At 62.0% G+C, this 21,706-nt stretch carries 23 protein-coding genes; 18 read left to right on the forward strand and 5 right to left on the reverse strand.

Annotated features, from left to right (window positions below):
* The first annotated feature begins 284 nt into the window (after window positions 1-284).
* Complete coding sequence (locus QKW60_RS02395; RefSeq protein ID WP_282366144.1) at window positions 285-1,220, forward strand: DMT family transporter; 936 nt, start codon at window positions 285-287, stop codon at window positions 1,218-1,220.
* On the opposite strand, the gene QKW60_RS02400 is transcribed toward QKW60_RS02395, so the two are convergent.
* Window positions 1,186-1,857, reverse strand: a complete 672-nt coding sequence (locus tag QKW60_RS02400) for a thiamine diphosphokinase (protein ID WP_282366147.1) — start codon at window positions 1,855-1,857, stop codon at window positions 1,186-1,188. The genes QKW60_RS02395 and QKW60_RS02400 overlap by 35 nt on opposite strands.
* Before the next feature lie 136 nt (window positions 1,858-1,993).
* On the opposite strand from QKW60_RS02400, the gene QKW60_RS02405 reads away from it, so the two are divergent.
* Entirely contained in the window at window positions 1,994-4,201 is a 2,208-nt protein-coding gene (locus QKW60_RS02405; RefSeq protein WP_282366150.1) for a hypothetical protein, read from the forward strand.
* 37 nt (window positions 4,202-4,238) lie between these two features.
* Here the strand turns inward: QKW60_RS02405 and QKW60_RS02410 are convergent, their stop codons facing one another.
* Complete coding sequence (locus tag QKW60_RS02410; RefSeq protein WP_282366152.1) at window positions 4,239-4,484, reverse strand: DUF2842 domain-containing protein; 246 nt, start codon at window positions 4,482-4,484, stop codon at window positions 4,239-4,241.
* Window positions 4,484-5,776 (reverse strand): adenylosuccinate synthase, encoded by a 1,293-nt coding sequence (locus QKW60_RS02415; protein ID WP_282366153.1) that lies wholly within the window; start codon window positions 5,774-5,776, stop codon window positions 4,484-4,486. Before QKW60_RS02415 ends, QKW60_RS02410 begins: the two co-directional genes overlap by 1 nt.
* Window positions 5,777-5,976: 200 nt before the next feature.
* On the opposite strand from QKW60_RS02415, the gene QKW60_RS02420 reads away from it, so the two are divergent.
* The 16 genes from QKW60_RS02420 to QKW60_RS02495 all read left to right on the forward strand — a co-directional run bounded on the left by QKW60_RS02420 (window position 5,977) and on the right by QKW60_RS02495 (window position 20,411).
* A complete protein-coding gene (locus tag QKW60_RS02420; RefSeq protein ID WP_282366154.1) occupies window positions 5,977-6,372 on the forward strand; it encodes a DUF6524 family protein in 396 nt (131 codons plus the stop codon).
* A 68-nt stretch (window positions 6,373-6,440) separates the two neighbouring features.
* A complete protein-coding gene (gene secG, locus QKW60_RS02425; protein ID WP_282366156.1) occupies window positions 6,441-6,797 on the forward strand; it encodes a preprotein translocase subunit SecG in 357 nt (118 codons plus the stop codon).
* 165 nt (window positions 6,798-6,962) lie between these two features.
* The gene (locus QKW60_RS02430) at window positions 6,963-8,606 is read left to right on the forward strand and encodes a CTP synthase (protein WP_282366157.1); all 1,644 of its coding nucleotides are present in this window, start codon (window positions 6,963-6,965) and stop codon (window positions 8,604-8,606) included.
* 224 nt (window positions 8,607-8,830) lie between these two features.
* Entirely contained in the window at window positions 8,831-9,856 is a 1,026-nt protein-coding gene (locus tag QKW60_RS02435) for an acyltransferase family protein (RefSeq protein ID WP_282366158.1), read from the forward strand.
* Between the two features lie 334 nt (window positions 9,857-10,190).
* The gene (locus QKW60_RS02440; protein WP_282366159.1) at window positions 10,191-10,430 is read left to right on the forward strand and encodes a hypothetical protein; all 240 of its coding nucleotides are present in this window, start codon (window positions 10,191-10,193) and stop codon (window positions 10,428-10,430) included.
* 165 nt (window positions 10,431-10,595) lie between these two features.
* Window positions 10,596-10,796 carry a hypothetical protein gene (locus QKW60_RS02445; protein ID WP_282366160.1) on the forward strand — a complete coding sequence of 67 codons (201 nt, stop codon included), beginning with the start codon at window positions 10,596-10,598 and terminating at the stop codon, window positions 10,794-10,796.
* 85 nt (window positions 10,797-10,881) lie between these two features.
* Window positions 10,882-11,325 carry a tellurite resistance TerB family protein gene (locus QKW60_RS02450; protein WP_282366161.1) on the forward strand — a complete coding sequence of 148 codons (444 nt, stop codon included), beginning with the start codon at window positions 10,882-10,884 and terminating at the stop codon, window positions 11,323-11,325.
* Window positions 11,322-12,083, forward strand: coding sequence for a phosphate/phosphite/phosphonate ABC transporter substrate-binding protein (locus tag QKW60_RS02455; protein WP_282366162.1), 762 nt, complete (start codon window positions 11,322-11,324; stop codon window positions 12,081-12,083). The genes QKW60_RS02450 and QKW60_RS02455 overlap by 4 nt, the downstream gene beginning before the upstream one ends.
* 93 nt (window positions 12,084-12,176) lie before the next feature.
* Window positions 12,177-12,956 (forward strand): ABC transporter ATP-binding protein, encoded by a 780-nt coding sequence (locus QKW60_RS02460; RefSeq protein WP_282366163.1) that lies wholly within the window; start codon window positions 12,177-12,179, stop codon window positions 12,954-12,956.
* Window positions 12,957-12,995: 39 nt separating this feature from the next.
* Window positions 12,996-13,715 carry a transporter substrate-binding domain-containing protein gene (locus QKW60_RS02465; protein ID WP_282366166.1) on the forward strand — a complete coding sequence of 240 codons (720 nt, stop codon included), beginning with the start codon at window positions 12,996-12,998 and terminating at the stop codon, window positions 13,713-13,715.
* A 43-nt stretch (window positions 13,716-13,758) separates the two neighbouring features.
* Window positions 13,759-14,643: an ABC transporter permease gene (locus QKW60_RS02470; RefSeq protein WP_282366167.1), complete on the forward strand. Its 885-nt coding sequence runs from the start codon at window positions 13,759-13,761 to the stop codon at window positions 14,641-14,643.
* Window positions 14,640-15,446, forward strand: coding sequence for an ABC transporter permease (locus QKW60_RS02475; protein WP_282366169.1), 807 nt, complete (start codon window positions 14,640-14,642; stop codon window positions 15,444-15,446). Before QKW60_RS02470 ends, QKW60_RS02475 begins: the two co-directional genes overlap by 4 nt.
* Window positions 15,447-15,641: 195 nt before the next feature.
* Window positions 15,642-16,979, forward strand: coding sequence for a glutamine synthetase family protein (locus tag QKW60_RS02480; RefSeq protein ID WP_282366170.1), 1,338 nt, complete (start codon window positions 15,642-15,644; stop codon window positions 16,977-16,979).
* A gap of 74 nt (window positions 16,980-17,053) precedes the next feature.
* On the forward strand, window positions 17,054-17,734 hold the full coding sequence (locus QKW60_RS02485; protein WP_282366171.1) for a type 1 glutamine amidotransferase: 681 nt from the start codon (window positions 17,054-17,056) through the stop codon (window positions 17,732-17,734).
* A 14-nt stretch (window positions 17,735-17,748) separates the two neighbouring features.
* Window positions 17,749-19,107: a glutamine synthetase family protein gene (locus QKW60_RS02490; RefSeq protein WP_282366172.1), complete on the forward strand. Its 1,359-nt coding sequence runs from the start codon at window positions 17,749-17,751 to the stop codon at window positions 19,105-19,107.
* 107 nt (window positions 19,108-19,214) lie between these two features.
* Complete coding sequence (locus tag QKW60_RS02495; RefSeq protein ID WP_282366173.1) at window positions 19,215-20,411, forward strand: DegT/DnrJ/EryC1/StrS family aminotransferase; 1,197 nt, start codon at window positions 19,215-19,217, stop codon at window positions 20,409-20,411.
* 66 nt (window positions 20,412-20,477) lie between these two features.
* Here QKW60_RS02495 and phaR read toward each other — a convergent pair whose 3' ends face one another.
* Together phaR and QKW60_RS02505 are read right to left on the reverse strand one after the other, a co-directional pair.
* Window positions 20,478-21,050: a polyhydroxyalkanoate synthesis repressor PhaR gene (gene phaR / locus QKW60_RS02500; protein WP_282366174.1), complete on the reverse strand. Its 573-nt coding sequence runs from the start codon at window positions 21,048-21,050 to the stop codon at window positions 20,478-20,480.
* Window positions 21,051-21,217: 167 nt separating this feature from the next.
* A complete protein-coding gene (locus QKW60_RS02505; RefSeq protein ID WP_282366175.1) occupies window positions 21,218-21,667 on the reverse strand; it encodes a phasin family protein in 450 nt (149 codons plus the stop codon).
* Window positions 21,668-21,706: the final 39 nt, after the last annotated feature.

A 21,706-nucleotide genomic window follows, 5' to 3' on the forward strand; every position in this document is an offset into this window, starting at 1 on the left:
CATTTGGTTTCGGCCGCGCATTCGCCTCGCCCCATCCGCCGGGGAGGCGCTGCCTCCCCGGACCCCTCCGGAGTATTTTCTGACAGAAAGTGAAGGCGGCGACCCGCATTGCCACTTTCTGTCCGGCAGATAGTCCCACCGGAGGCGATCCGAGTCACCCCGGCCGCGTCCGGGGCGACGCGACCTGTCTTGATCCGGAACGGGCCTCCACGTCGAAGTCGCCCGGACCGTGAGATGTCGCTTTCCGGCTGGACGCGGCGGCGCAGCCCGGATAGCGGAGGACCATGAACCCGACCGACCGCATCCTGACCGGCGTCGTGCTGATGATCGGCTTTTGCATCTTCGCGCCGCTCATCGACGTCGCCTCGAAGCTCGCCGCGCAGGAGGTGCCGGTGGGCGTCGTCACGCTTGGCCGCTTCATCGTGCAGGCTGCGCTTATGCTGCCAGTCGTGTTGCTGATGCGGCTCAGCTTCCGGCTGACGCCGCAGACGCTCGGCCTGACTGCGATCCGGGCCTCGCTCGCCATCGCCTCGACCTATTGCTTCATCGCCGCCGTCAAGGTCATGCCCATCGCCGATGCGCTTGCCATCGTCTTTGTCGAGCCTTTCATCATCCTGCTGGTCGGCAAGCTGGCTCTGTCCGAACAGGTCGGGCCGCGGCGGCTTGGGGCGGCTGTCGTCGGTTTCGGCGGCTCACTCCTGGTCATCCAGCCGTCTTTCGCCGCCTTCGGCGCGGTTGCGCTCTTCCCGCTCGGAACGGCGGTGTTTTTCGCCTTCTACATACTGGTCACGCGCCATCTGTCGCAACGCATGCATCCGGTGACGATGCAGTTTCACACGGCTGTGGTCGCGGCTTTTCTCTGCCTGCCATTTCTTGCAGCAGGTCAAAGCCTCGGCTGGGCGGCGTTGGATTTCATCCTGCCCGAGGGGATCTTCTGGCTCTGGTGCTTCTCGGTCGGCCTCGCCGCCACCATCAGCCATATGGCGATGACCTATGCGCTAAAATTCGCGCCGTCCTCCACCCTGGCGCCGCTGCATTACCTTGAAATCGTGACCGCAACGCTCTTCGGCTATCTCTTCTTCGGCGATTTCCCCGATGCGGTGACCCTGACCGGGGTCGCGATCATCGTCGCCTCCGGACTCTATGTCATCCACCGCGAGCGTCAGGTGGCCCGCGCCGCGCGCCTCACGCTCGATCCCCCGGCGCCAGAGCTGCGATAGCCGCAGCGAGGCAATCACGCGGCAGCATCACCAGCATCCGCGCCGCGTCGAATTCCAGGTCAACGGGGCCCGTCGCCCGGTTCGACGTGCCGATGCGGCCATCGGGGGCAAAGCCGATACCGTCGATGGGCCAGAACAGCCCCTCCGACCGCCCGCTGACCGCGCCCATCGGAAAGAGCGACACCCGCGCGCCCTCGGCCAGGTCAAGGCGAAGCTGCCGCGGCGACAGGAAAACCACGTCCTCCCGCCCCAGAATCAGGCAGCGCCGGTCCGGATAGCGCGCCAGCACCGTCCAGACCGCCGCGACATGATCGAGCCGCCCGCCCGCGAATCCGACGCCAAGGATCAGCGGCGCCGCGATCCGTGAAAGGCATTTCTCGAAATCCGTGCTATCCTGTTCGGCAATGTGCCAGAGTCGGTCGCCGGGAACGGCCGATCGGGTTTCCGCGCTGATCGAATCGAAGTCGCCGATCACGACGTCGGGAACATGACCGGCGGCAAGCGCCACATTCGCGCCACCATCCGCGGCTACAAGAAATGGTGCGTAAGCAAGGGCTTCGGCAAGACAGCCACCCGTCGAGTCGCCGGCACCGAGAAGCGTAACAGGTGAATCGGCCCGGACGACTTGATCATACATGGCGCATTGATGACGATTTTGAAGAAATGACACAATATGGGCCGAAAATTATCCTTCAATTAACCTCTTTTTATCCACGTATTGAAACATGGTCGGACTGATCAAATTGGCAGGCAAGGCAGAAAGCAGGTAATCCATGGTCGGTGCAAGCAAGATCCTCACGGTCTCGTACGGCACATTCTCCTGTACGCTGGAAGGGTTTGACGATCCTTTCACCACGATGAAGGCAATCGCGGAATATTTCCGCGAGTTGGCCGCCGATGACCGGTTTTTCGGTGCCGAGCCGCCCACGCCGGATGCCAACATGCTGCACCGTATTGCCGAGCGTGAGATTCAGCGCCGGGTGGAGGCAAAGGTCAGCGACAAGGGTGTCGTTCTGCGCGCCGAACGCGCGCCGGACACGACGGCTGCGCAGGCCGAACCCACCGCTTCCACACGACGCCCCGCGATGGACCTCGCCGCAGTCCTTGCTGCCCGCGCCCGGTCCGTGGCTCCGGCCGCCGCGCCTTCTTCCACCACAGACACCGATGCTGACAGCATCGCCGCGAAGCTCAACCGCATCCGCGCCGTGGTCAACACCGAGCACGATGTCACCGACGCCGCCGGCAGCGCGTTCGAGGATGACGACCAGACCGGCGATCTTGCCGTGGCGGACCCCGAACCGGCAGGTGATTTTGATTTCGAGATCGACCTCGGCGATGCCGTAGCACTCGACGCGGCTGCGGCCATTGACGAGACCGTGGCAGAGACCGACCCCATCGGGGGCGATCAGACCGAGGATGAGGGTTACGCAGCCGAGGTTGCCGCCGACACAGCAGAAATCGACGCGCCCGAAGCGCCCCCCGTCACCGCGGGTGCGGAGGCCATGGAAGCCTTGGACGAAAGCATCGACTCGGAAATCGACGATCAGGCAGATGTCGCTTTGACTGCCGGGGAAACCGCCGAAGCGGATGTCGCGCTTGAGATGGAGGCGCGGATTGCCGATATCGAAGACTCGCCCGCCGCCGGGGCACTCGAAGCCGTGCAGGCAGAAGACGCTGTTGCCGAGGGTGTAACTGCCGAGGATGACGGAATCGCGGAAGAACAAGCCGGGGAGGCGACGGCGAGCACCGACGGCGTACTCGATCTCGGCGCGTGGCGGATGGATGACGACGCGCCCGACATGACCGGCGCAACCCCGGAAGCTGCCCCCGCCGACGAAACGCCCGCCCCGAAGGGCCGCGTCTTCAAGATCGAGCGCGCCGACACGGCCCCGATCGCCGAAGCAGCGGAAGACACCGCCCAGGCAGACGAGGCCGCCAGTGCCGAAGATCAGAGCCGCACCGCAATCTTTGCCGCGCTCGCCGAAGATATCGGTGTGGACGAAGAAGAGCAGACCAACGAACCGCAAAACGAAGAGCTGGAGGCGACCGAGGATAACGACGATGCATTGCTCGCCGGAATCGGCGCCGCAATCGGCTCGAGCGGTCTTGAACCGGATGCCGAAGATGCGCTGCTGCGCGAACTGGCCGCGGTCGCCCGCGAGGCCCGCCGCGACGCCCATGAGGGCCGCGCCATCCTTGAAAGCACATCGCGCGATGACGGTGCGTCGGTCGAACGGCTCATGGAAGAGGCGAAGTCCAAGCTTGAGGGCGACGAAAACCGCCGCCGCTTCTCGGCAATCTCTCATCTGAAAGCCGCCGTGGCCGCTACCGTCGCCGACCGGCAGATGAAGTCGCAGGGCGCACAGGCCGAATTGCCGCACGACGACCGGACCGACCTCGACCGCTACCGCGACGATCTGTCCAAGGCCGTCCGTCCACGCCGGTCTGAGACCGAGCAGGCCCCGGCTGCCGAGCAGGCGCCTGCGTCAGAACAGGCCGCACCGGAAGCGCGGCCGGCGCCGCTGGTTCTGGTTTCGGAACAGCGCATCGACACGCCGCAAAGCGACAACACAAGCGGCGCCGTGCGCCCCAGCCGTGTCGACACTGCCAAGTTCATGCGCGATGAGGAGAGCGATCTGGACGATATCTTCGTCCCCGTCGCCGAAACCCCGGTCTCGCCGGGCGACGCCAAGAACTTCGCGGAGTTCGCTGAACGACTGGGTGCGACCAGCCTGCCCGAGCTGCTTGAAGCCGCCGCTGCCTACACGGCTACGGTCGAAGGCCAGCCGCATTTCTCGCGCCCGCAGATCCTGCGCAAGGTGGCGCATGTCTCGGAAGATGCCGATTTCAGCCGTGAAGACGGGCTGCGCTCTTTCGGGATGCTCCTCAGAGAAGGCAAGATCCAGAAGATCAGCCGTGGCCAGTTCATGATCACGGAAGGCTCGAAATTCCTGTCGGAAGACCGGACAGCTTCCCGTTAGCATCGCCCGCTAATTGAGAAGTGCCAGCGGAGCGGCCCTAGGACCGCTCCGTTTTCTTTTCCGTATCCGGATTGGGCTTGCCAATGCCACGGAACACCGCCCTGAAAGGCAGGATCCAGAGGAACCCAAGGACAACATAGATCAGCGCCTCGGCCCAGATTGGCTGTCGTCCCCAGGTCGCATCCATCCAGTTCACCGCCGTGATCGCGACGACCAGATAGGCGGGCAGCCCGACCAGCAGGATCAGAAGCGCAAGGCGGCGGCGGGCGCGATAGCTCAGCATCAGTCGGCAAACGGGTCGGTGACGAGGATCGTGTCGTCGCGCTCGGGGCTGGTTGACAGCATCGCCACCGGGCAGCCGATCAGTTCCTCGACACGACGAACATACTTGATCGCTGCGCCTGGCAGATCGGCCCAGCTCCGCGCCCCTTCAGTCGATTCCTTCCAGCCCTCGATTTCCTCATAGACCGGTTTGCACCGGGCCTGCTGGTCGGCGGCGGTGGGCAGGTAATCCAGCATGGTGCCATCGAGATCATAACCCGTGCAGATACGGATCGTGTCGAAGCCATCGAGCACGTCGAGTTTCGTCAGCGCGATGCCATTGATCCCGGAAATCGCGCAGGTCTGGCGCACCAGAACCGCGTCGAACCAGCCACAGCGGCGCTTACGCCCCGTCACGGTGCCAAACTCGCGCCCCCGCTCGCCCAGCCGCTGGCCATCACCATCGAAAAGCTCGGTCGGGAACGGCCCCTCGCCCACACGGGTCGTATAGGCCTTGACGATACCAAGGACGAAGTCGATCGCATTCGGGCCAAGACCCACACCGGTCGCCGCCTGACCGGCAATGACATTCGACGAGGTCACAAAGGGATAGGTGCCGAAGTCGATATCCAGAAGCGAGCCCTGCGCCCCTTCAAAAAGGATACGCTTGCCGGACTTCCGCGCCTCGTTCATCACTTTCCAGACCGGCGCCGCATAGGGCAGGATCTCAGGCGCGATGGCACGCAGATCGGCCAGCAGCGCGTCGCGGTCGATGGGGCCGAGCCCGAGACCATTGCGCAGCGCATTGTGGTGAACGAGTGCCCGGTCAACGCGCAGTTCCAGCGTCGCTTCATCGGCAAGATCCGCAACCCGGATCACCCGGCGTCCAACCTTGTCTTCATAGGCCGGGCCGATGCCGCGCCCCGTGGTGCCGATCTTGGCGACCGAGTTCTGACCCTCGCGCGCCCGGTCCAGCTCGCCGTGGAACGGCAGGATAAGGGGCGTGTTCTCGGCGATCATCAGCACGTCGGGGCTGATCTCCACCCCCTGCTCGCGGATCGAGGCGATTTCCTTGACGAGATGCCAGGGGTCGAGCACGACGCCATTGCCGATGACCGAAAGCTTGCCGCCGCGCACCACACCCGAGGGCAGCGCATTCAGCTTGTAGACCTTACCGTCGATGACCAGCGTATGGCCCGCATTGTGCCCGCCCTGAAAGCGCGCGATGACATCGGCGCGCTCGGAAAGCCAGTCGACGATCTTGCCCTTGCCCTCGTCGCCCCACTGGGCTCCAACCACCACGACATTGGCCATCCGTCACGCTCCCTAAAAGGCAAACCCGGCACGGTATAGCGGGCTGTGCCGCCGGGCGAAACCGGATTCTTGCCCGCAGGGCAGAACGGCCGGGCAAAGGAAGACTTTTCAAAAAGTCTTCCGACGGAAGATCATTTTCGGTCGGCCCGCTGGACAGGCCGGGCGCAAGGCGGTAGCCCAAGAAAAAAGGGAGGCCGATCATGGGATTTCTTCTGCGCTGGCTCGCCGCATTCGGGCTCCTGTCGGCCACCTATAACCCGACCGGATGGAGCTTCATCCATTGGGCGCGGGACTCGTTTTCGGGCCAGATGCCGATGATCGTCCTCGCCGGGCTGCTGCTCTTCGTGGGCTACGTTATCTATCTCAGGGCCACGATCCGCTCCATCGGCGCTTTCGGCATGCTTCTGGTCACGGCTCTCGTGGCGGCCCTTGCATGGGTGCTGATCGATCAGGGTCTGCTCCGGCTCGACAATCCCTCGCTCAATGCCTGGCTCGGCATCCTCGCGCTGTCGGTCGTTCTCGGCACCGGGCTGAGCTGGAGCCATGTGCGCCGCCGCCTCTCCGGTCAATCCGACATGGACGATCTCGGCGACTGAGGGGTTGCGGTGCCGACAGGTTGCGCCTAGATAGGCGCGTCACGACGATATTTGGATACCGGGCCCAGATGGAAAACGTTCTGCTCACCGTTCTGCTGATCCTCGCGCTCCTGCTGATTGGGGTCGTGCTGCTGCAGCGGTCCGAAGGCGGCGGTCTTCTCTCGGGCGGCGGTGCGATGTCGGCACGGGGCGCGGCCAACGCACTGACCAAGCTGACCTGGCTTTTCGGCGCGGGCTTCATGGCGACCTCGCTCGCCCTGACGATTATCTCCGCGCAGAACAACGGGGGTGGGTCGATCCTCGACACTGCCGGTGACGCCCCGGCTGAAAGCGCCGACGCACCGGCCCTCCCGGCCCTGCCCGAGGGCGATCTTCTGCCGCCGACCACCGGTGACGCCCCGGCCTCTCCGCCCCCGGCTGAATAATCTGACCACCACGATTTGACCTCAAGGTCAAAGACCACCACAACACCTTGCGGTCTGGTTGCGGGCAGCTCGCGAATCTGTTACTTGTTAAATCCCGTGATGCAGCGTCGCGAAAAGACGCCGCAAACCCAAGAAACTTGAGGCACTCACGGGGAGTTTTCACCAATGGCGCGTTACGTATTCATCACCGGCGGTGTGGTCTCCTCGCTTGGCAAGGGGCTCGCCTCGGCCGCCCTCGGGGCGCTCCTGCAGGCGCGCGGCTATTCGGTGCGGCTGCGCAAGCTCGACCCCTATCTGAACGTCGATCCCGGCACCATGTCGCCCTTCGAACATGGCGAGGTTTTCGTCACCGATGACGGGGCGGAAACCGACCTCGACCTCGGCCATTACGAACGCTTCACCGGTGTCCATGCCCGCAAGACCGACTCGATCTCCTCCGGCCGCATCTATTCCAACGTCTTGGAGAAGGAGCGTCGCGGCGACTACCTCGGCAAGACGATCCAGGTCATTCCCCACGTCACCAACGAGATCAAGGACTTCCTGAAGATCGGCGACGATGAGGTCGATTTCATGCTCTGCGAAATCGGCGGCACCGTCGGCGATATTGAGGGGCTGCCGTTCTTCGAGGCCATCCGCCAGTTCATCCACGAACGCCCGCGCGGCCAATCGATCCTGATGCACCTCACGCTGCTCCCCTATCTCGCGGCGTCGGGCGAGTTGAAAACCAAGCCCACCCAGCACAGCGTCAAGGAACTCCAGTCCATCGGCCTCGCCCCCGATGTCCTCGTCTGCCGGTCTGAACATCCGATCCCGGAAAAGGAACGCGCCAAGATCGCGCTTTTCTGCAATGTCCGCGAAGAGGCGGTCATCCCCGCCTATGACCTGAAGACAATCTACGAGGCGCCCCTCGCCTATCACCGCGAAGGGCTCGATCAGGCGGTTTTGGACGCCTTCGGCATCGCGCCCGCGCCCAAGCCCAACATGGACCGGTGGGAAGACGTGATGGACCGGCTGACCAATGCCGAGGGCGAGGTCCGCGTCGCCATCGTCGGCAAGTACACACAGCTTGAGGACGCCTACAAGTCGATCGCCGAGGCGCTGACCCATGGCGGCATGGCCAACCGCGTGCGCGTCAAATCCGAATGGATCGATGCCGAGATCTTCGAACGCGAAGACCCGGCACCTTATCTTGAACGCTTCCACGCGATCCTCGTCCCCGGCGGCTTCGGCGAACGGGGCACCGAGGGCAAGATCAAGGCCGCCCAGTTCGCGCGGGAAAAGAACATCCCCTATCTCGGCATCTGCCTCGGCATGCAGATGGCGGTGATCGAGGCCGCGCGGAACAAGGCTGGCGTGACAAAAGCCGGGTCGGAAGAGTTCGACCACGAGAAGGGCGCCAAACGGTTCGAGCCGGTCGTCTATCACCTGAAGGAATGGGTGCAGGGCAACCACATGGTCCAACGCAAGGCTGATGACGACAAGGGCGGCACGATGCGGCTCGGCGCCTATACCGCGCATCTGAAAGAGGGCTCCAAGGTCGCCCAGGTCTATGGCGACACGGTGATCGAGGAACGCCACCGCCACCGTTACGAGGTGGACGTGAAATACCGCGAGAAGCTGGAAAACTGCGGGCTGGTCTTTTCCGGGATGAGCCCCGACGGACGGTTGCCCGAGATCGTCGAATGGAAGGACCACCCGTGGTTCATCGGCGTCCAGTTCCACCCCGAACTAAAATCCAAACCCTTCGCGCCCCATCCGCTCTTTGCGGATTTCGTCCGGGCGGCGAAGGAGGTTGAGCGGTTGGTGTAGATAATTTGCACCCCGGCGACGGTGACAATCCCAATCCGCACCCAAGTTCGTTCAGATTCTCGGAACGAAAAAGATGGAATAGTGCCGGTGTTTCCCTGCACCATCACGAAAGAATTGACAACCTCCGCTGGTCGGCTAACAAAAATGTCAGATCAAAGTTAAGATAGTTTAAGTTGTCACGACCTACCGGTTGGCGACAGAATCCTCGGAAGATTGATGGTCGCATGCTGATCGGGGTACAGTACCTACGCGCTGTCGCGGCCAGCCTCGTCGTAGTTTCTCACATTACCTATCTAGTCCCGGGCGGGAAGTGGCATTTCAATGGCAACTTCGGCGTCGATATTTTCTTTCTGATATCAGGATTTGTTATCTGGGTGTCTGGTGCCAAAATTCCGGCCGGTGCATTCGCGCTACGACGTATCATCCGGATCGTACCGATTTACTGGATGGTAACACTCTATGCTTCATTGGTTGACGTAAGGAATGGGCTTGAATTCGGTTTCTGGCCGGAAACGGAGGACTTTTTACGCTCGCTTTTGTTCATTCCATATCAGAACGCAGAGCGGGGGGGCGACATATCACCAATATTAGGTGTCGGCTGGTCGCTGAACCTGGAGATGTATTTCTACGCGTTGTTCACGGTCGGCATTTTTGTCGCGCGAAAGCACCTTCTTGCCTTTGTTGTCTGCATACTTTGCCTGGTTCCAGTGCTCGTAAATCTTGGCGGAACAACCGATATCATTTTTGCCTTTTATTCGCGTAACATTACGCTGGAATTCGCGGGCGGCATGATTTTGGGGGCAACTTATGTGTCAAGGGGCCAACTCGGTGGGCCAATTCATGGGGCAACAGCACTCTTCATAGCATTTGCGCTTCTTGCCTTCGCGCCTTCCGTCGGCTTTCGTGCCATCGACTCTGGCGTTCCGGCAGCCCTCATCTTGATCGCTGTGATCGCGCTTGAGCCACTATTCCGGATACGCCCTCAAAGGTGGGGAGTGTTGCTGGGCGACAGCTCCTATTCGCTCTACCTACTTCACGGCCAGGTGCTTTTTTTCTTCGGCCCGTTGGTAAGCATGGGACTATTGCCGAGGATTGGCTGGGTCACGCGCCCTCTTGCATTCGTCGCATGTGTTCTTACCGCGATAGCGCTACATCTGATGTTCGAGAAACCAGCGACCCGCCTGTTACGTCACATGCTCGCGAGGTGGAAACGCAACGGCGATGGAACTGAGGCCCGCGATCGCGCGTAGTCGCGACGCACAGCGAACCGTAGGGTGCTTGCTCGTACGCACCGTATCTGCACATTCCCCCACCGCCTCCCCCCTCACGATTAGACCCCCGGCAAGTCAAGGCACTGCCTCAACGACCACGCCTCCCCTCACCCTCGTGGGGAGGGGATGGGGGGGGCAGCGAGCCGCAAGATAGCCGCGTAGGGTGCGCATTCATTGCGCACCGCTGTTACCCCCCACGCGCTTTGCAGAATCCGTTCAAAGACCGCACGCCGCCATCCGAACAGCCCATCCCGGCCCCATTGCCGCCTCTATTCAACAATAGGTTTCCCCAACGGAAACGGATGAGATCGGCATGAGATATGTTCAGGCCCTCATTTCGCTCGGCCTTTTCGGCTGGCTGTCATGGTCGGTCGCGACCGGCGCCTTTCCCGGCGGGGATGGCGGGTCGTCGAAGACACGGGCGCTGAAATCCATGGTCGGCTCGGCCACGGACAATTTCGGCGTGATGCCCACCGCAGCAGGCCTTGCCGTCATCGGAATCGGGCTGGCGCTCTTCTTCCTTCTCCGTCGCGGAGAGGAAGCAGAGGCCTGATCCGGCCCCGGGCGGGTCCGTCTGGCCGACATGGACCCGCCCGCACTCCCCACAGCCGTTCATCCGGAATTCACATATTTTCCCGACCTCGCCCCGGCTCTTCCCAAATCCCGCCACATTGCAGGCGCCCAATGCTTGTCAGGGGATAGGACGAAAGGGGCCGACATGGTCATCGGGGCCGTCATCGCAGGAACAATCGCCGGCATCGCCGCCGCCATCGTCGCCGTGATGGGCTTTGGTCTTCCGGTCTGGGCGGGAATTCTGATCTGGTCCGGCTTCGGATCGCTCGTGACGCTCCTGCCGCTGATCGCGCTCGCGCTCCTGCCCGAGGACGATATGCCCGACGAGGCGCTCGCCACCGCCTGACCGGCAGGTCCGACGCTTGCCATACGTTTTGCCGACATTTCGCATGCGCTTTGCAGACCTCTGAAAACCAGCCTATATGGCGGGCATGTTCGGACGTCTCCTCACCCAGTTACTCACCCCGGAACCCACCCCCCTGCCCGCACCCGAGGCGCGGCTGGCGCTGGCCGCGCTTCTCGTTCGTCTGGCGAGGGCGGACGAACACTACACCGATCCAGAACGCGCCCGGATCGACCGGGTGCTAGCCAACCGCTACGGGGTCTCCCCCTTCGAGGCGGCAAAGATCCGCGCCGAGGCCGAGGTGCTGGAGGCCGAAGCCCCCGACACGGTCCGCTTCACACGCGCACTGAAGGACGCCGTGCCCCATGAGGACCGGATGAGCCTGATGGAGGCGCTGTGGTCCGTGGCGCTGATCGACAACGACCGCGACCCGCGCGAGGACGCCATGATCCGTCAGGCGGCCGATCTTCTGGGCGTGTCTGACATGGACCGCGCCATCGCCCGCCAAACAATTGAGAAAAAACAGAAATGATCGCCAGCCTCGCGATGTATGACTGGCCGCAGGTCGCGGCCGAACATGACCGCCTGTGGTCTCTGATCCGCGCAGCCCTCGCCGATGAGGGGATCGACGCGCCAGAGGCGCTGACCCGCAACGGCAGCCTGTGGGATATCTGGGAAAGCCCGGACCTGCTGCTCGGCCAGACCTGTGGCATGCCCTACCGGACCCGGCTGCATGGCCATGTGACGCTGGTCGGAACGCTCGACTACGCCCTGCCCGACGCGCCGCCGGGCTACTATTATTCGCAGCTCATCACCCGCGCGGATGAGCCGGGCGACGTTCTGGATTTCATCGACCGGACGCTCGCCTTCAACGGGCAGGACAGCCAGTCGGGCTGGGCCGCGCCGCAGAATCACGTGGCGCCCCTGATCTTCAAACACACCCGCCATACCGGTGCCCACCGCGACAGCGCCCACGCCGTCGCAACCGGCCGCGCCGACATCGCCGCAATCGACGCTGTGACCTGGCGGCTTATCGGGACCCACATGCCGGAGCTTGCCGCAAAGCTTCGCGTCATTGGCCATACCGCGCCCACACCCGGCCTTCCGCTGATCACCGCCGCCCACCGCGATCCCGCGCCGATCGCCCGCGCGGTGACGAATGCCGTGACGTCACTTTCGCCTGCGGACCGCGACATGCTTGGCCTTTGCGGCCTCGTGATGATCCCGGCAAGTGCCTATATTTCCGTGCCAACCCCACCGCCGCCATCGCAAGATGTGCCGGTGAACTGAGCGGATCGCCGGGAATTTCCTGCAAGACCGATCAAAAAGCGCGTTGTAAAGCGGCAAAATTTCCGCACTACTCTCCGCCGGGGAGTACCGAACGTGACAGAACAAGAAATACCGGTCATCGAAATCCGGAACCTGCACAAGGCGTATGGCAATCTTGAGGTCATCAAGGGGGTTTCGCTTGCCGCGCATCGCGGCAAGGTCATCTCGCTTATCGGGTCGTCAGGATCCGGCAAATCGACCATCTTGCGTTGCTGCAACCTTCTGGAGGACAGCCAGCAGGGCGATGTGATCTTCAAGGGCGAGAAGGTGATCTGGAAGGGCGAGGGGTTGGGACGCCATCCCGCCGACCGCGAACAGATGATCCGCATCCGCACGAATCTTTCGATGGTCTTCCAGCAGTTCAACCTTTGGGCCCATATGACGATCCTTCAAAACGTCATGGAAGCGCCGCTGACCGTCCTGAAGCGAGACCGGGCAGAGGTTGAGGCGGCGGCACGCAAATATCTCGACAAGGTCGGCATCGGCGACAAATGCGATGTCTATCCCGCGCAGCTTTCCGGCGGCCAGCAGCAGCGTGCTGCCATCGCGCGGGCGCTCTGCATGGAGCCGACGGCACTTCTTTTCGATGAGCCGACCTCGGCCCTCGACCCTGAATTGCAGCAGGAAGTGGTGAAGGTGATCAAGGCTCTGGCCGAAGAACACCGCACAATGATCATCGTGACCCACGACATGCGGCTAGCGGCCGACGTCTCGGACCACGTCGTCTTCCTCCATCAGGGCAAGATCGAAGAGGAAGGCCCGCCTGCCGAGCTTTTCGGCAACCCGAAAACCGAACGCCTGCAAGGGTTCCTGAGCGCGACCGTTGCGGCCTGACCAACCAAAGCAGCTCAATAAGAAACTGGGAGTAACCTAATGAACAAGTTGATCCTTTCCGTCGCCGCACTGGCGCTTAGCGCCGGACTTGCCTCGGCCCAGACCGTGCGCATGGGGACCGAGGGCGCCTATCCTCCGTACAACTTCATCAACGATGCGGGCGAAGTGGACGGGTTCGAGCGGGAACTGGGCGACGAGCTTTGCGCCCGCGCCGAACTGACCTGCGAATGGGTGACCAACGACTGGGATTCGATCATTCCTAACCTCGTCTCGGGCAACTACGATACGATCATCGCCGGCATGTCGATCACCGACGAGCGCGACGAAGTCATCGATTTCACCCAGAACTACACCCCGCCGGCCGCTTCGGCCTATGTCGGGCTCTCGGCCGATGCTGATGTTACCGGAATCGTCGCCGCGCAGGCCGCTACTATCCAGGCCGCCCATGTCGCCGAAACCGGCGCCACTTTGCTCGAATTCCCGACGCCGGACGAAACGATCGCCGCCGTCCGCAACGGCGAAGCCGATGCGGTTCTTGCCGACAAGGACTTCCTCGTCCCGATCGTCAACGAATCGAACGGCGAACTGGCCTTCGTCGGCGAGGATGTGCCGCTCGGCGGCGGCATCGGCATGGGTGTGCGGGAATCGGACGGTGAACTGAAGGGCAAGTTCGACGCCGCGATCCAGTCGATGAAAGATGACGGCACGCTGAACGCCATGATCAAGAAGTGGTTCGGCGACGAAGCACTCGTCTTCTGAGGATAATGGGCGGGGTTCGTGAGGACCCCGCCCGATATGACCCATGTTCAGCTATTGCACCGATCCCGGTACGCTTGAGGGCCTGACCTGGCTCAGCTGCTACCTGACAACAGGCAAGCACCAGTCGATCTATTGGGCCGTGGGAACGGTGCTGCTGCTACTGGCGATCACCGCCCCCACAGCGCTTCTTTTCGGCTTCGGCGGCGCCTCGGCGGCCCGCAGCCGGTTCGCGCCGCTGTCATGGTTCGGCAAGATCTATATCTCGGTCGTACGCGGCGTGCCCGATATCGCCTTTTTCCTCTTCTTCGTCATCGCGCTGGACCAGGCCTTCGAATGGGTTCGCCACAAGGTGAAATGCCCCGACTGGGATCAGGAAGTCTGGCAGGGCAACGATTTCGTGGTCTGCGCCGAGGCCAAACTGCCGCTCGGCAATGCTGCGCAATGGGTGCATGAGACTTATGGGTTCTTCCTTGCCGTCCTGACCTTCGCCATCGTCTTCGGCGCCTTCGCCGCCAACGTGCTCTACGGCGCGATGCAGGCCGTGCCGCGCGCCCAGATCGAGACGGCCGAGGCTTATGGGATGAGCAACCGGCAAGCCTTCTGGCGCATTCTCGTGCCGCAGATGTGGGTCTATGCCCTGCCCGGCCTTTCCAACCTCTGGATGGTGCTGATCAAGGCGACGCCCCTGCTGTTCCTGCTCGGGGTCGAAGACATCGTTTATTGGGCGCGCGAGCTTGGCGGGTCCAAGACCGCACAGTTCACCGACTACCCGCATCCCGACTGGCGGATGTGGTATTTCGCGGCACTTCTGATCTTTTATCTCGGCTTCACCCGCGTCTCTGAAATCGTCCTCGACAAGATCATGCGGCGTCTGACCAAGGGGCAGGCGACGATGGCTGGCGAGGCACAGCGAAAGGCGGCGGCATGAGTTGCTGGGACACGATCGCGGATTACGGGCTGCGCAGCCTTGGCCACGGCGAACGGCTGCTGCCGCGCTCCGACTTCACGCTCTGCCAGCAGTTCACGCTGATCGGCTCGGGCATGATCTGGAATATCTATTTCGGTACGCTGGCGCTGATCTCGGGTTTCGTCCTGGCCACGGCTGTCGCCATGGGAAAGGCTGCGCGCAACCCCTGGCTGCGCAAGCCCGCCGAATGGTTTGTCTTTGTCTTCCGCGGTTCGCCTCTCTTCATCCAGTTCTTCTTTGCCTATTTTCTGTTTCTCAGCCTCAAATCCACCTATCCGGTCTTTTCTCCCCTGACGGCCGCGGCTTTAGGCGCGCTGATCGTTCTCTTTCTCAACACCGCCGCCTATTCGGCCGAGATTTTCTACGGCGCGCTGCAATCCATTCCCAAAGGCGATATCGAGGCCGCTGACGCTTATGGCATGTCGGGTTGGAGCCGTTTTCGCCGGGTGATCTGGCCGACCATGCTGCGGCTTGGCTGGCCCGCCTATACGAATGAGGCGATCTTTCTCTTCCATGCCACGACGCTTGTGTTCTTCTCGGGATTCCCGACGATCAAGCAGAAGGGCGACGCGCTCTATTACGCCAGCTATTTCGCGGACAAGACCTTCAACCCGTTCATCCCCTATCCGATCCTTGCCTTCTACTTCATCCTGCTGACGCTTGCGGTCATCTTCCTCTTCGGTCGCGTGAATGCGCGGCTCAACCGCCACCTGCCTCAGGAAACGCGCAGCAGAATTCGCTTGCGTCCACAGCTGATCCGGTAGTATCTCTTATTTGATCAAATTATTGGCGCGAGCGGCGGCCCTGTTTTCCGTCACTTGGCGGCGCACAAAGCCCCCCGCCTGTGATTTGATCATAAACAGCTAAGGCCCAAGGGCATGGGCCGATGCTGCCGGGCGGACTGACGTCCCAACCAAGGCGGTTTCGGAACCACGGCTCGGACCCGTTCAGGTGAGACGATGAAGAACTGGCTCAGAAAACACCCCGAGGTGCGCACGATCCGTGTGGCCGCCGCGGACCTCAATGGACAGCCGCGCGGCAAGCGCGTGCCGGTCCGCTTTGCCGATACCGTTGTTGAAAACGGCACCCGCTATCCGATGTCGGTCCTCAATCTCGACATCTGGGGTGAGGATATCGAAGACAGCCCGCTGGTCTTCGAATCGGGCGACAAGGATGGCATCCTGATGCCCACGGAACGCGGCTTCATGCCAATGCCGTGGCTCGACAGCCCCTCGGCGCTTCTGCCGATCTGGATGTTCCGAGAAAGCGGCAAACCCTACGAGGGCGATCCGCGCCACGCGTTGTCACGCATCGTCAAGCGCTACAAGGCGCTTGGCCTGACGCCAGTCTGCGCGATGGAACTGGAATTCTTCCTGATCGACGACAGTGGCAAGACGCTTCAGGTTCCGACTTCGCCCCGTTCGGGCAAGCGCCGCAAGGCGGCCGAGATCATGTCGATCCGGGCGCTCGACGCCTTCGACACGTTCTTCACGGACCTCTATGACGCCTGCGAAGAGATGGACATTCCGGCCGACACCGCGATTTCCGAATCCGGTCTCGGACAGTTCGAAATCAACCTGATGCATTGCGACGACGCGTTGCGAGCCGCAGACGATGCGTGGCTGTTCAAGATGCTCCTGAAAGGCATGGCCCGCCATCATGGCTTTGCCGCCAGCTTCATGGCCAAACCCTACCCCGAATATTCGGGCAATGGGCTGCACACCCATTTCTCGGTCATCGACAAGGACGGCGACAACGTCTTCGACAACGAGGGGCCGGAAGGCTCGGACATGCTGAAACATGCCGTTGCTGGCTGCCTCGCCGCGATGCGAGACTGCACGCTTCTGTTTGCGCCTCATTCCAACAGCTACGACCGGCTTATCCCCGAATCGCATGCCCCGAACGCCATCTGCTGGGCCTATGAAAACCGCACCTCGGCGCTGCGTATCCCGTCCGGGAACCCCAAGGCGCGACGGATTGAACATCGTGTGGCAGGTGGCGACGTGAACCCCTACCTCATGCTGGCCGGCATCCTCGGAGCCGCCCTGATCGGCATCGAGGACCAGATGGAACCGCCCGCACCGATCACCGGCAACGCCTATGCGATCGAGGATCTGCCGCTTCTTTGTGAGACCTGGGAAGAGGCCATCGACGCGTTCGAGAACAGCGAGATGGTCGCCCGGATCTTCCCCAAGGAACTGATCCGCAACCTCGTCATGACAAAGCGCCAGGAACTGCACTACATGGCGGAACTGTCGCCCGAGGAGAAGACCGAGATCTACCTCGACACCGTGTGACCCGCACGGGCCGCTTGCAAAGCCATGCGGCCCGGCGCACCCTTCCCGACAAACCCGCGAACCAAGAGACCAAAATGCGTATCGGCATCCTTCAGACCGGCCAGGCCCCCGACATCCTTCGTGAAAAGATGGGCGACTACCCGGACATGTTCATCCGGCTCCTGGCCGGGCGCGGGCTCGACTTCACGTCCTACCATGTGGAGGGGATGGAGTTTCCCGAAAGCGTCCATGACTGCGACGGCTGGCTGATCACCGGGTCGCGCCACGGCGCTTACGAGGATCATCCTTTCATCAAGCCTTTGGAGGATTTCATCCGCAAGGCCTATGCCGAAAAGGTGCCAATGGTCGGCATCTGTTTCGGTCACCAGATCATTGCGCAGGCATTGGGCGGCAAGGTCGAAAAGTTCAAGGGCGGCTGGGCCGTGGGTCCGCAGGACTATCAGTTCAACGGCGAGACGGTGAATCTGAATGCGTGGCATCAGGATCAGGTCGTCGAAAAGCCCGCCGTCGCCGAAACCATCGGCACCAATGCCTTCTGTGAACATGCAGCACTTCTCTACGACGACCGCGCCTATACGGTTCAGGCCCATCCCGAATACGGCAACGACTTCATCGACGGGCTGATGACAACGCGCGGCAAGGGCCTTGTCCCCGAGGAGATCATGGACGCCGCCCGCGCCCGCTTTGCCCCCACCAATTCATCCGCCGCGATTGCCGACCGGATCGCGGATTTCTTCAAGCAAACCCGAAACTGAAAGCAGTGTGACTCATGTCCGACTGGACCCAGAAACTGCCCGAAGCTGCCCAGGAATACATCGCCGGCCGCCGTCTGGATGAGGTCGAATGCCTCGTCTCCGACCTTGCCGGCGTGGCCAAGGGCAAGGCGATGCCCGCCTCTAAATTCGGCAAGCAGAAATACTTCCATCTGCCCAATTCGATCTTCGCCCAGACGATCACGGGCGATTATGCCGACATGCCGGATGAAAGCGAGTTTACCGAGCCCGACATGGTGCTGGTGCCCGATTTCTCGACCGCGACGGCAGTGCCGTGGACGGCGGACTGGACCTTGCAGGTCATCCATGACGTGCTGGACCAGAAGGGCGAGCCGGTACCAATGGCCCCGCGCAACGTCCTTAAGCATCTGGTTAAGCTCTATGCCGATCAGGGCTGGCGGCCCATCGTGGCGCCCGAGATGGAGTTTTACATCGTCGCGCGCAACATCGACCCGAACCAGCCGGTCATTCCGCCGATCGGCCGCTCGGGGCGCCGGGTGATGGCCAATCAGGCCTATTCGATGTCGGCCGTCGATGAATACGGCAAGGTGATCGACGACATCTACGACTTTGCCGAAGCTCAGGGGCTGGAGATCGACGGCATCGTGCAGGAAGGCGGCGCGGGACAGGTCGAGCTGAACCTCAGCCACGGCGATCCGGTCGTACTGGCCGACGAAGTGTTCTACTTCAAGCGGCTGATCCGCGAGGCGGCCCTGCGCCACGACAGCTTCGCCACCTTCATGGCGAAACCGATAGAAGGTGAACCCGGGTCGGCGATGCATATCCATCAATCGGTCGTCGACATCAAAACCGGCACGAACATCTTTGCCGACAAAAAAGGCGAAGAGACCCCGGAATTTATGCATTTCATCGCCGGGATGCAGAACTACCTGCCTGCCGTCGTCGCCCTGATGGCACCCTACGTGAATTCCTATCGCCGCTACGTCCCCGATTTCGCCGCCCCCATCAACCTCGAATGGGGCCGCGACAACCGGACGACGGGCCTGCGCGTGCCGATCTCGGAACCTGCCGCACGGCGTCTGGAAAACCGCCTGCCGGGCATGGATTGCAACCCGTATCTCGGCATGGTCGCCACGATGGTTTGCGGCTATCTCGGCCTGATGGAAAAGAAGATGCCGCGACCGGAGAAATCCGGAAACGCCTATATCGATTCCGACGAACTGCCGACCACGCTCGGTGATGCGCTCGACCTCTTTTCCGAGTGTCAGCCGGTGCGCGACGTCCTGGGGACCGAGTTCTGCGACATCTACGAGGCGGTCAAGCGCAATGAATACAAGGAATTCCTGCAGGTCATCAGCCCGTGGGAACGTGAGCACTTGCTCCTGAACGTCTGATTGCAACATTCCGCTGATTTTAGCAGGCCGCCTTCGGGCGGCCTGTGGCGTTCGCGGTTGGGCTAAGGTAAGGAATAGTGAAATTCGAGATTTCAAAAAGGTGAAACATGGCCACCGCCACCCTCGCCACTCCAAAGGCCCCGGACCCCTATCAGGCCGAGCCGATCCCCGAGGCCGCACGGGTCGAGATCGACCGGCTTCTGACCACGGGTGACCTGTTCCGTTACACCGCGCCCGAAGGTGCGCCGGTGGCGCTCCTGGAGGCTGAATTTGCCGCCTTCATGGGCACGCGGTACGCGCTTGCCGTCTCGTCCTGCTCGGCGGCCCTGTTCCTGGCGCTGAAGGCGCTGGACCTGCCGCGCGGCGCGCGGGTGCTGATCCCGGCATTTACGTTCGCTGCCGTGCCCTCTGCGGTCGTCCATGCCGACTGCATCCCGGTACTGGTGGAAGTCGGATCGAACTTCCGCATCGATCTCGACGATTTCCGCGCCAAGCTCGACGGGGCCGACGCAGTTCTGATCAGCCATATGCGTGGCCATACCTCTGACATGGACGCGATCATGGCCGAATGCGCGACGCGGGGCCTGCCGGTTGTGGAGGATGCCGCCCATTCGCTCGGCACTCTCTGGAACGGTCGCAAGATCGGCACGATCGGCAGGATCGGTTGTTTCTCGTTCCAGTCCTACAAGCTGGTGAATGCGGGCGAAGGAGGCATGTTCGTCACCGACGATCCCGAACTGGCCGCCCGCGCGGTGATCATGTCCGGCGCCTATGAACATAACTGGAAGAAACATCCCGGCCTGCAGAACAGCTTCCTGAACTGGCAGAACAAGCTGCCGCTTTACAACATGCGGATGCAGAACCTTTCCGCCGCCGTGATCCGGCCGCAGATCGGCGAGATCAATGCACGTGTCGCCGCCGGGCGCCGCAATCATGACTATGTCGCAGAGCGGCTGAATACCTCCCCCTGGATCGACGTGCCACCCGCCCTGAAACAGGAAGAGCGCGCGCCGGATTCGCTCCAGTTCAACCTCACAGGCTTCGACAGCGATGATGAGGCCCGCGCCTTTCAGGACGCCGCCAAAATGCGGGGCGTCAGCGTGCAGGTCTTTGGCCTTTCAGCCGACAATGCCCGCGCCTACTGGAACTGGCAGTTCCTCGGCGACCTTCCCGACCTGCCCAAAACCCGCGAGATGCTGATGCGTGCGAGTGATGTGCGCCTGCCCGCGCGCCTGACGAGGCCCGAGCTTGACATCATCGCAGATGCGCTGATCGCAGCCGCGCAGGACATCAAGGGCACCTGACCCGCCCCACTTTCTGTCCCAAAATACTCCCGCCGGAGGCTCCTGACCGGGCCACCGGCGAAACACTCAGAGTTTCGAAAGCTTGGACTGCAACTCGGCAAGCTGCTTCTTGATGGCTTCCAGATCTTCCCCGCCCTTGGGTTTCGCCTTCGACTTCGACGGCGCTTCCTCTTCCTCCGGCTCGGGCCCAGACGATCCCGAGAAGCCGCCCATGATCGACTTCAGGAAGGCCTGCTGCTGGCGCTGAAGCGCATCAAAGCCCGGCATCGAGGCCATGGGATTGGGGAAGGTAGAGAGGTTTTCCAGCATCTTGGACTGGCCCTCGCGTAGCATCTCGAAGCTCGCGGCCAGAAATTGCGGTACGACGCTTTGTGCATTCGTCGTGTAGCTGCGCACCAAGTCGGTCAGTACGTCTATGGGCAGAACGCTTTCGCCGCGACTTTCATGCTCGGCGATGATCTGCAACAGGTATTGCCGGGTCAGGTCGTCGCCCGACTTCAGATCGACGATCTGCACTTCGCGCCCGTCGCGGATGAAGGCGGCGATATCCTCCAGCGTCACGTAGTCGCTGGTCTCCGTGTTATAGAGCCGTCGGCTCGCATAACGTTTAATCAGCAGCGGCTTGGCGTCGTCGGCCATTAGCCATCCTCCCCAGGATCATTCTTTTGCGTTGCAGCGAGATTAAGCCGCGCGGCAGAAAACACAACCAAAAGAAAAGGCGGGCACAATGTGCCCGCCTGAGTGCGGTCTCACCGACAGGGAGGAGTGAGGAGACCGTAAAACTTTACTCGTTACCGAATTCGAACTTACTTCACCGAAGCGGTGGCTTTCTTCGCGGCAGCGGTCACTTCGGCCTGGGCCTTCTTGACGGCAGCAGTCGCGTCTTCCGAGAAGTCCTTGCCAGCGGCAAGCATCAGTTCGACGGTTTCCATCTGGGCTTTCTTCGCGACTTCAGCGAAGGCAGCGAGGTTCGCAGCGGCTAGTTCGGCAGCGGACGAAGCGAAGTCCGAAACGGCTTTCGAATAGTCGGCCGGCTCGTCCTTGACGGCGGTCAGCGTGCTGACCTTGCCGAGCGTTTCTTTCGTCCACTTGGACGAGATCTCGTTCGACTTTTCGGCAGCTTCGAGAGCAACCTTGGCGACCTTCTCACCGAGAACGGCGGAGGTCTTGAACGTGTCCTGTAGAGCTTTCGCGTCGAACGGGAAAGCGGCAGCCATGTCGTTCATGACTTTGGTAAAGTCCTGAGTCTTCTGCATCTGTCTATCTCCTTGCATCGGGCGGGGGGTGCCCTTTCT

Origin of the sequence: Albidovulum aestuarii (assembly GCF_029961185.1) — a bacterium.
In the GTDB taxonomy this organism is placed as follows: Bacteria; Pseudomonadota; Alphaproteobacteria; order Rhodobacterales; family Rhodobacteraceae; genus Albidovulum; species Albidovulum aestuarii.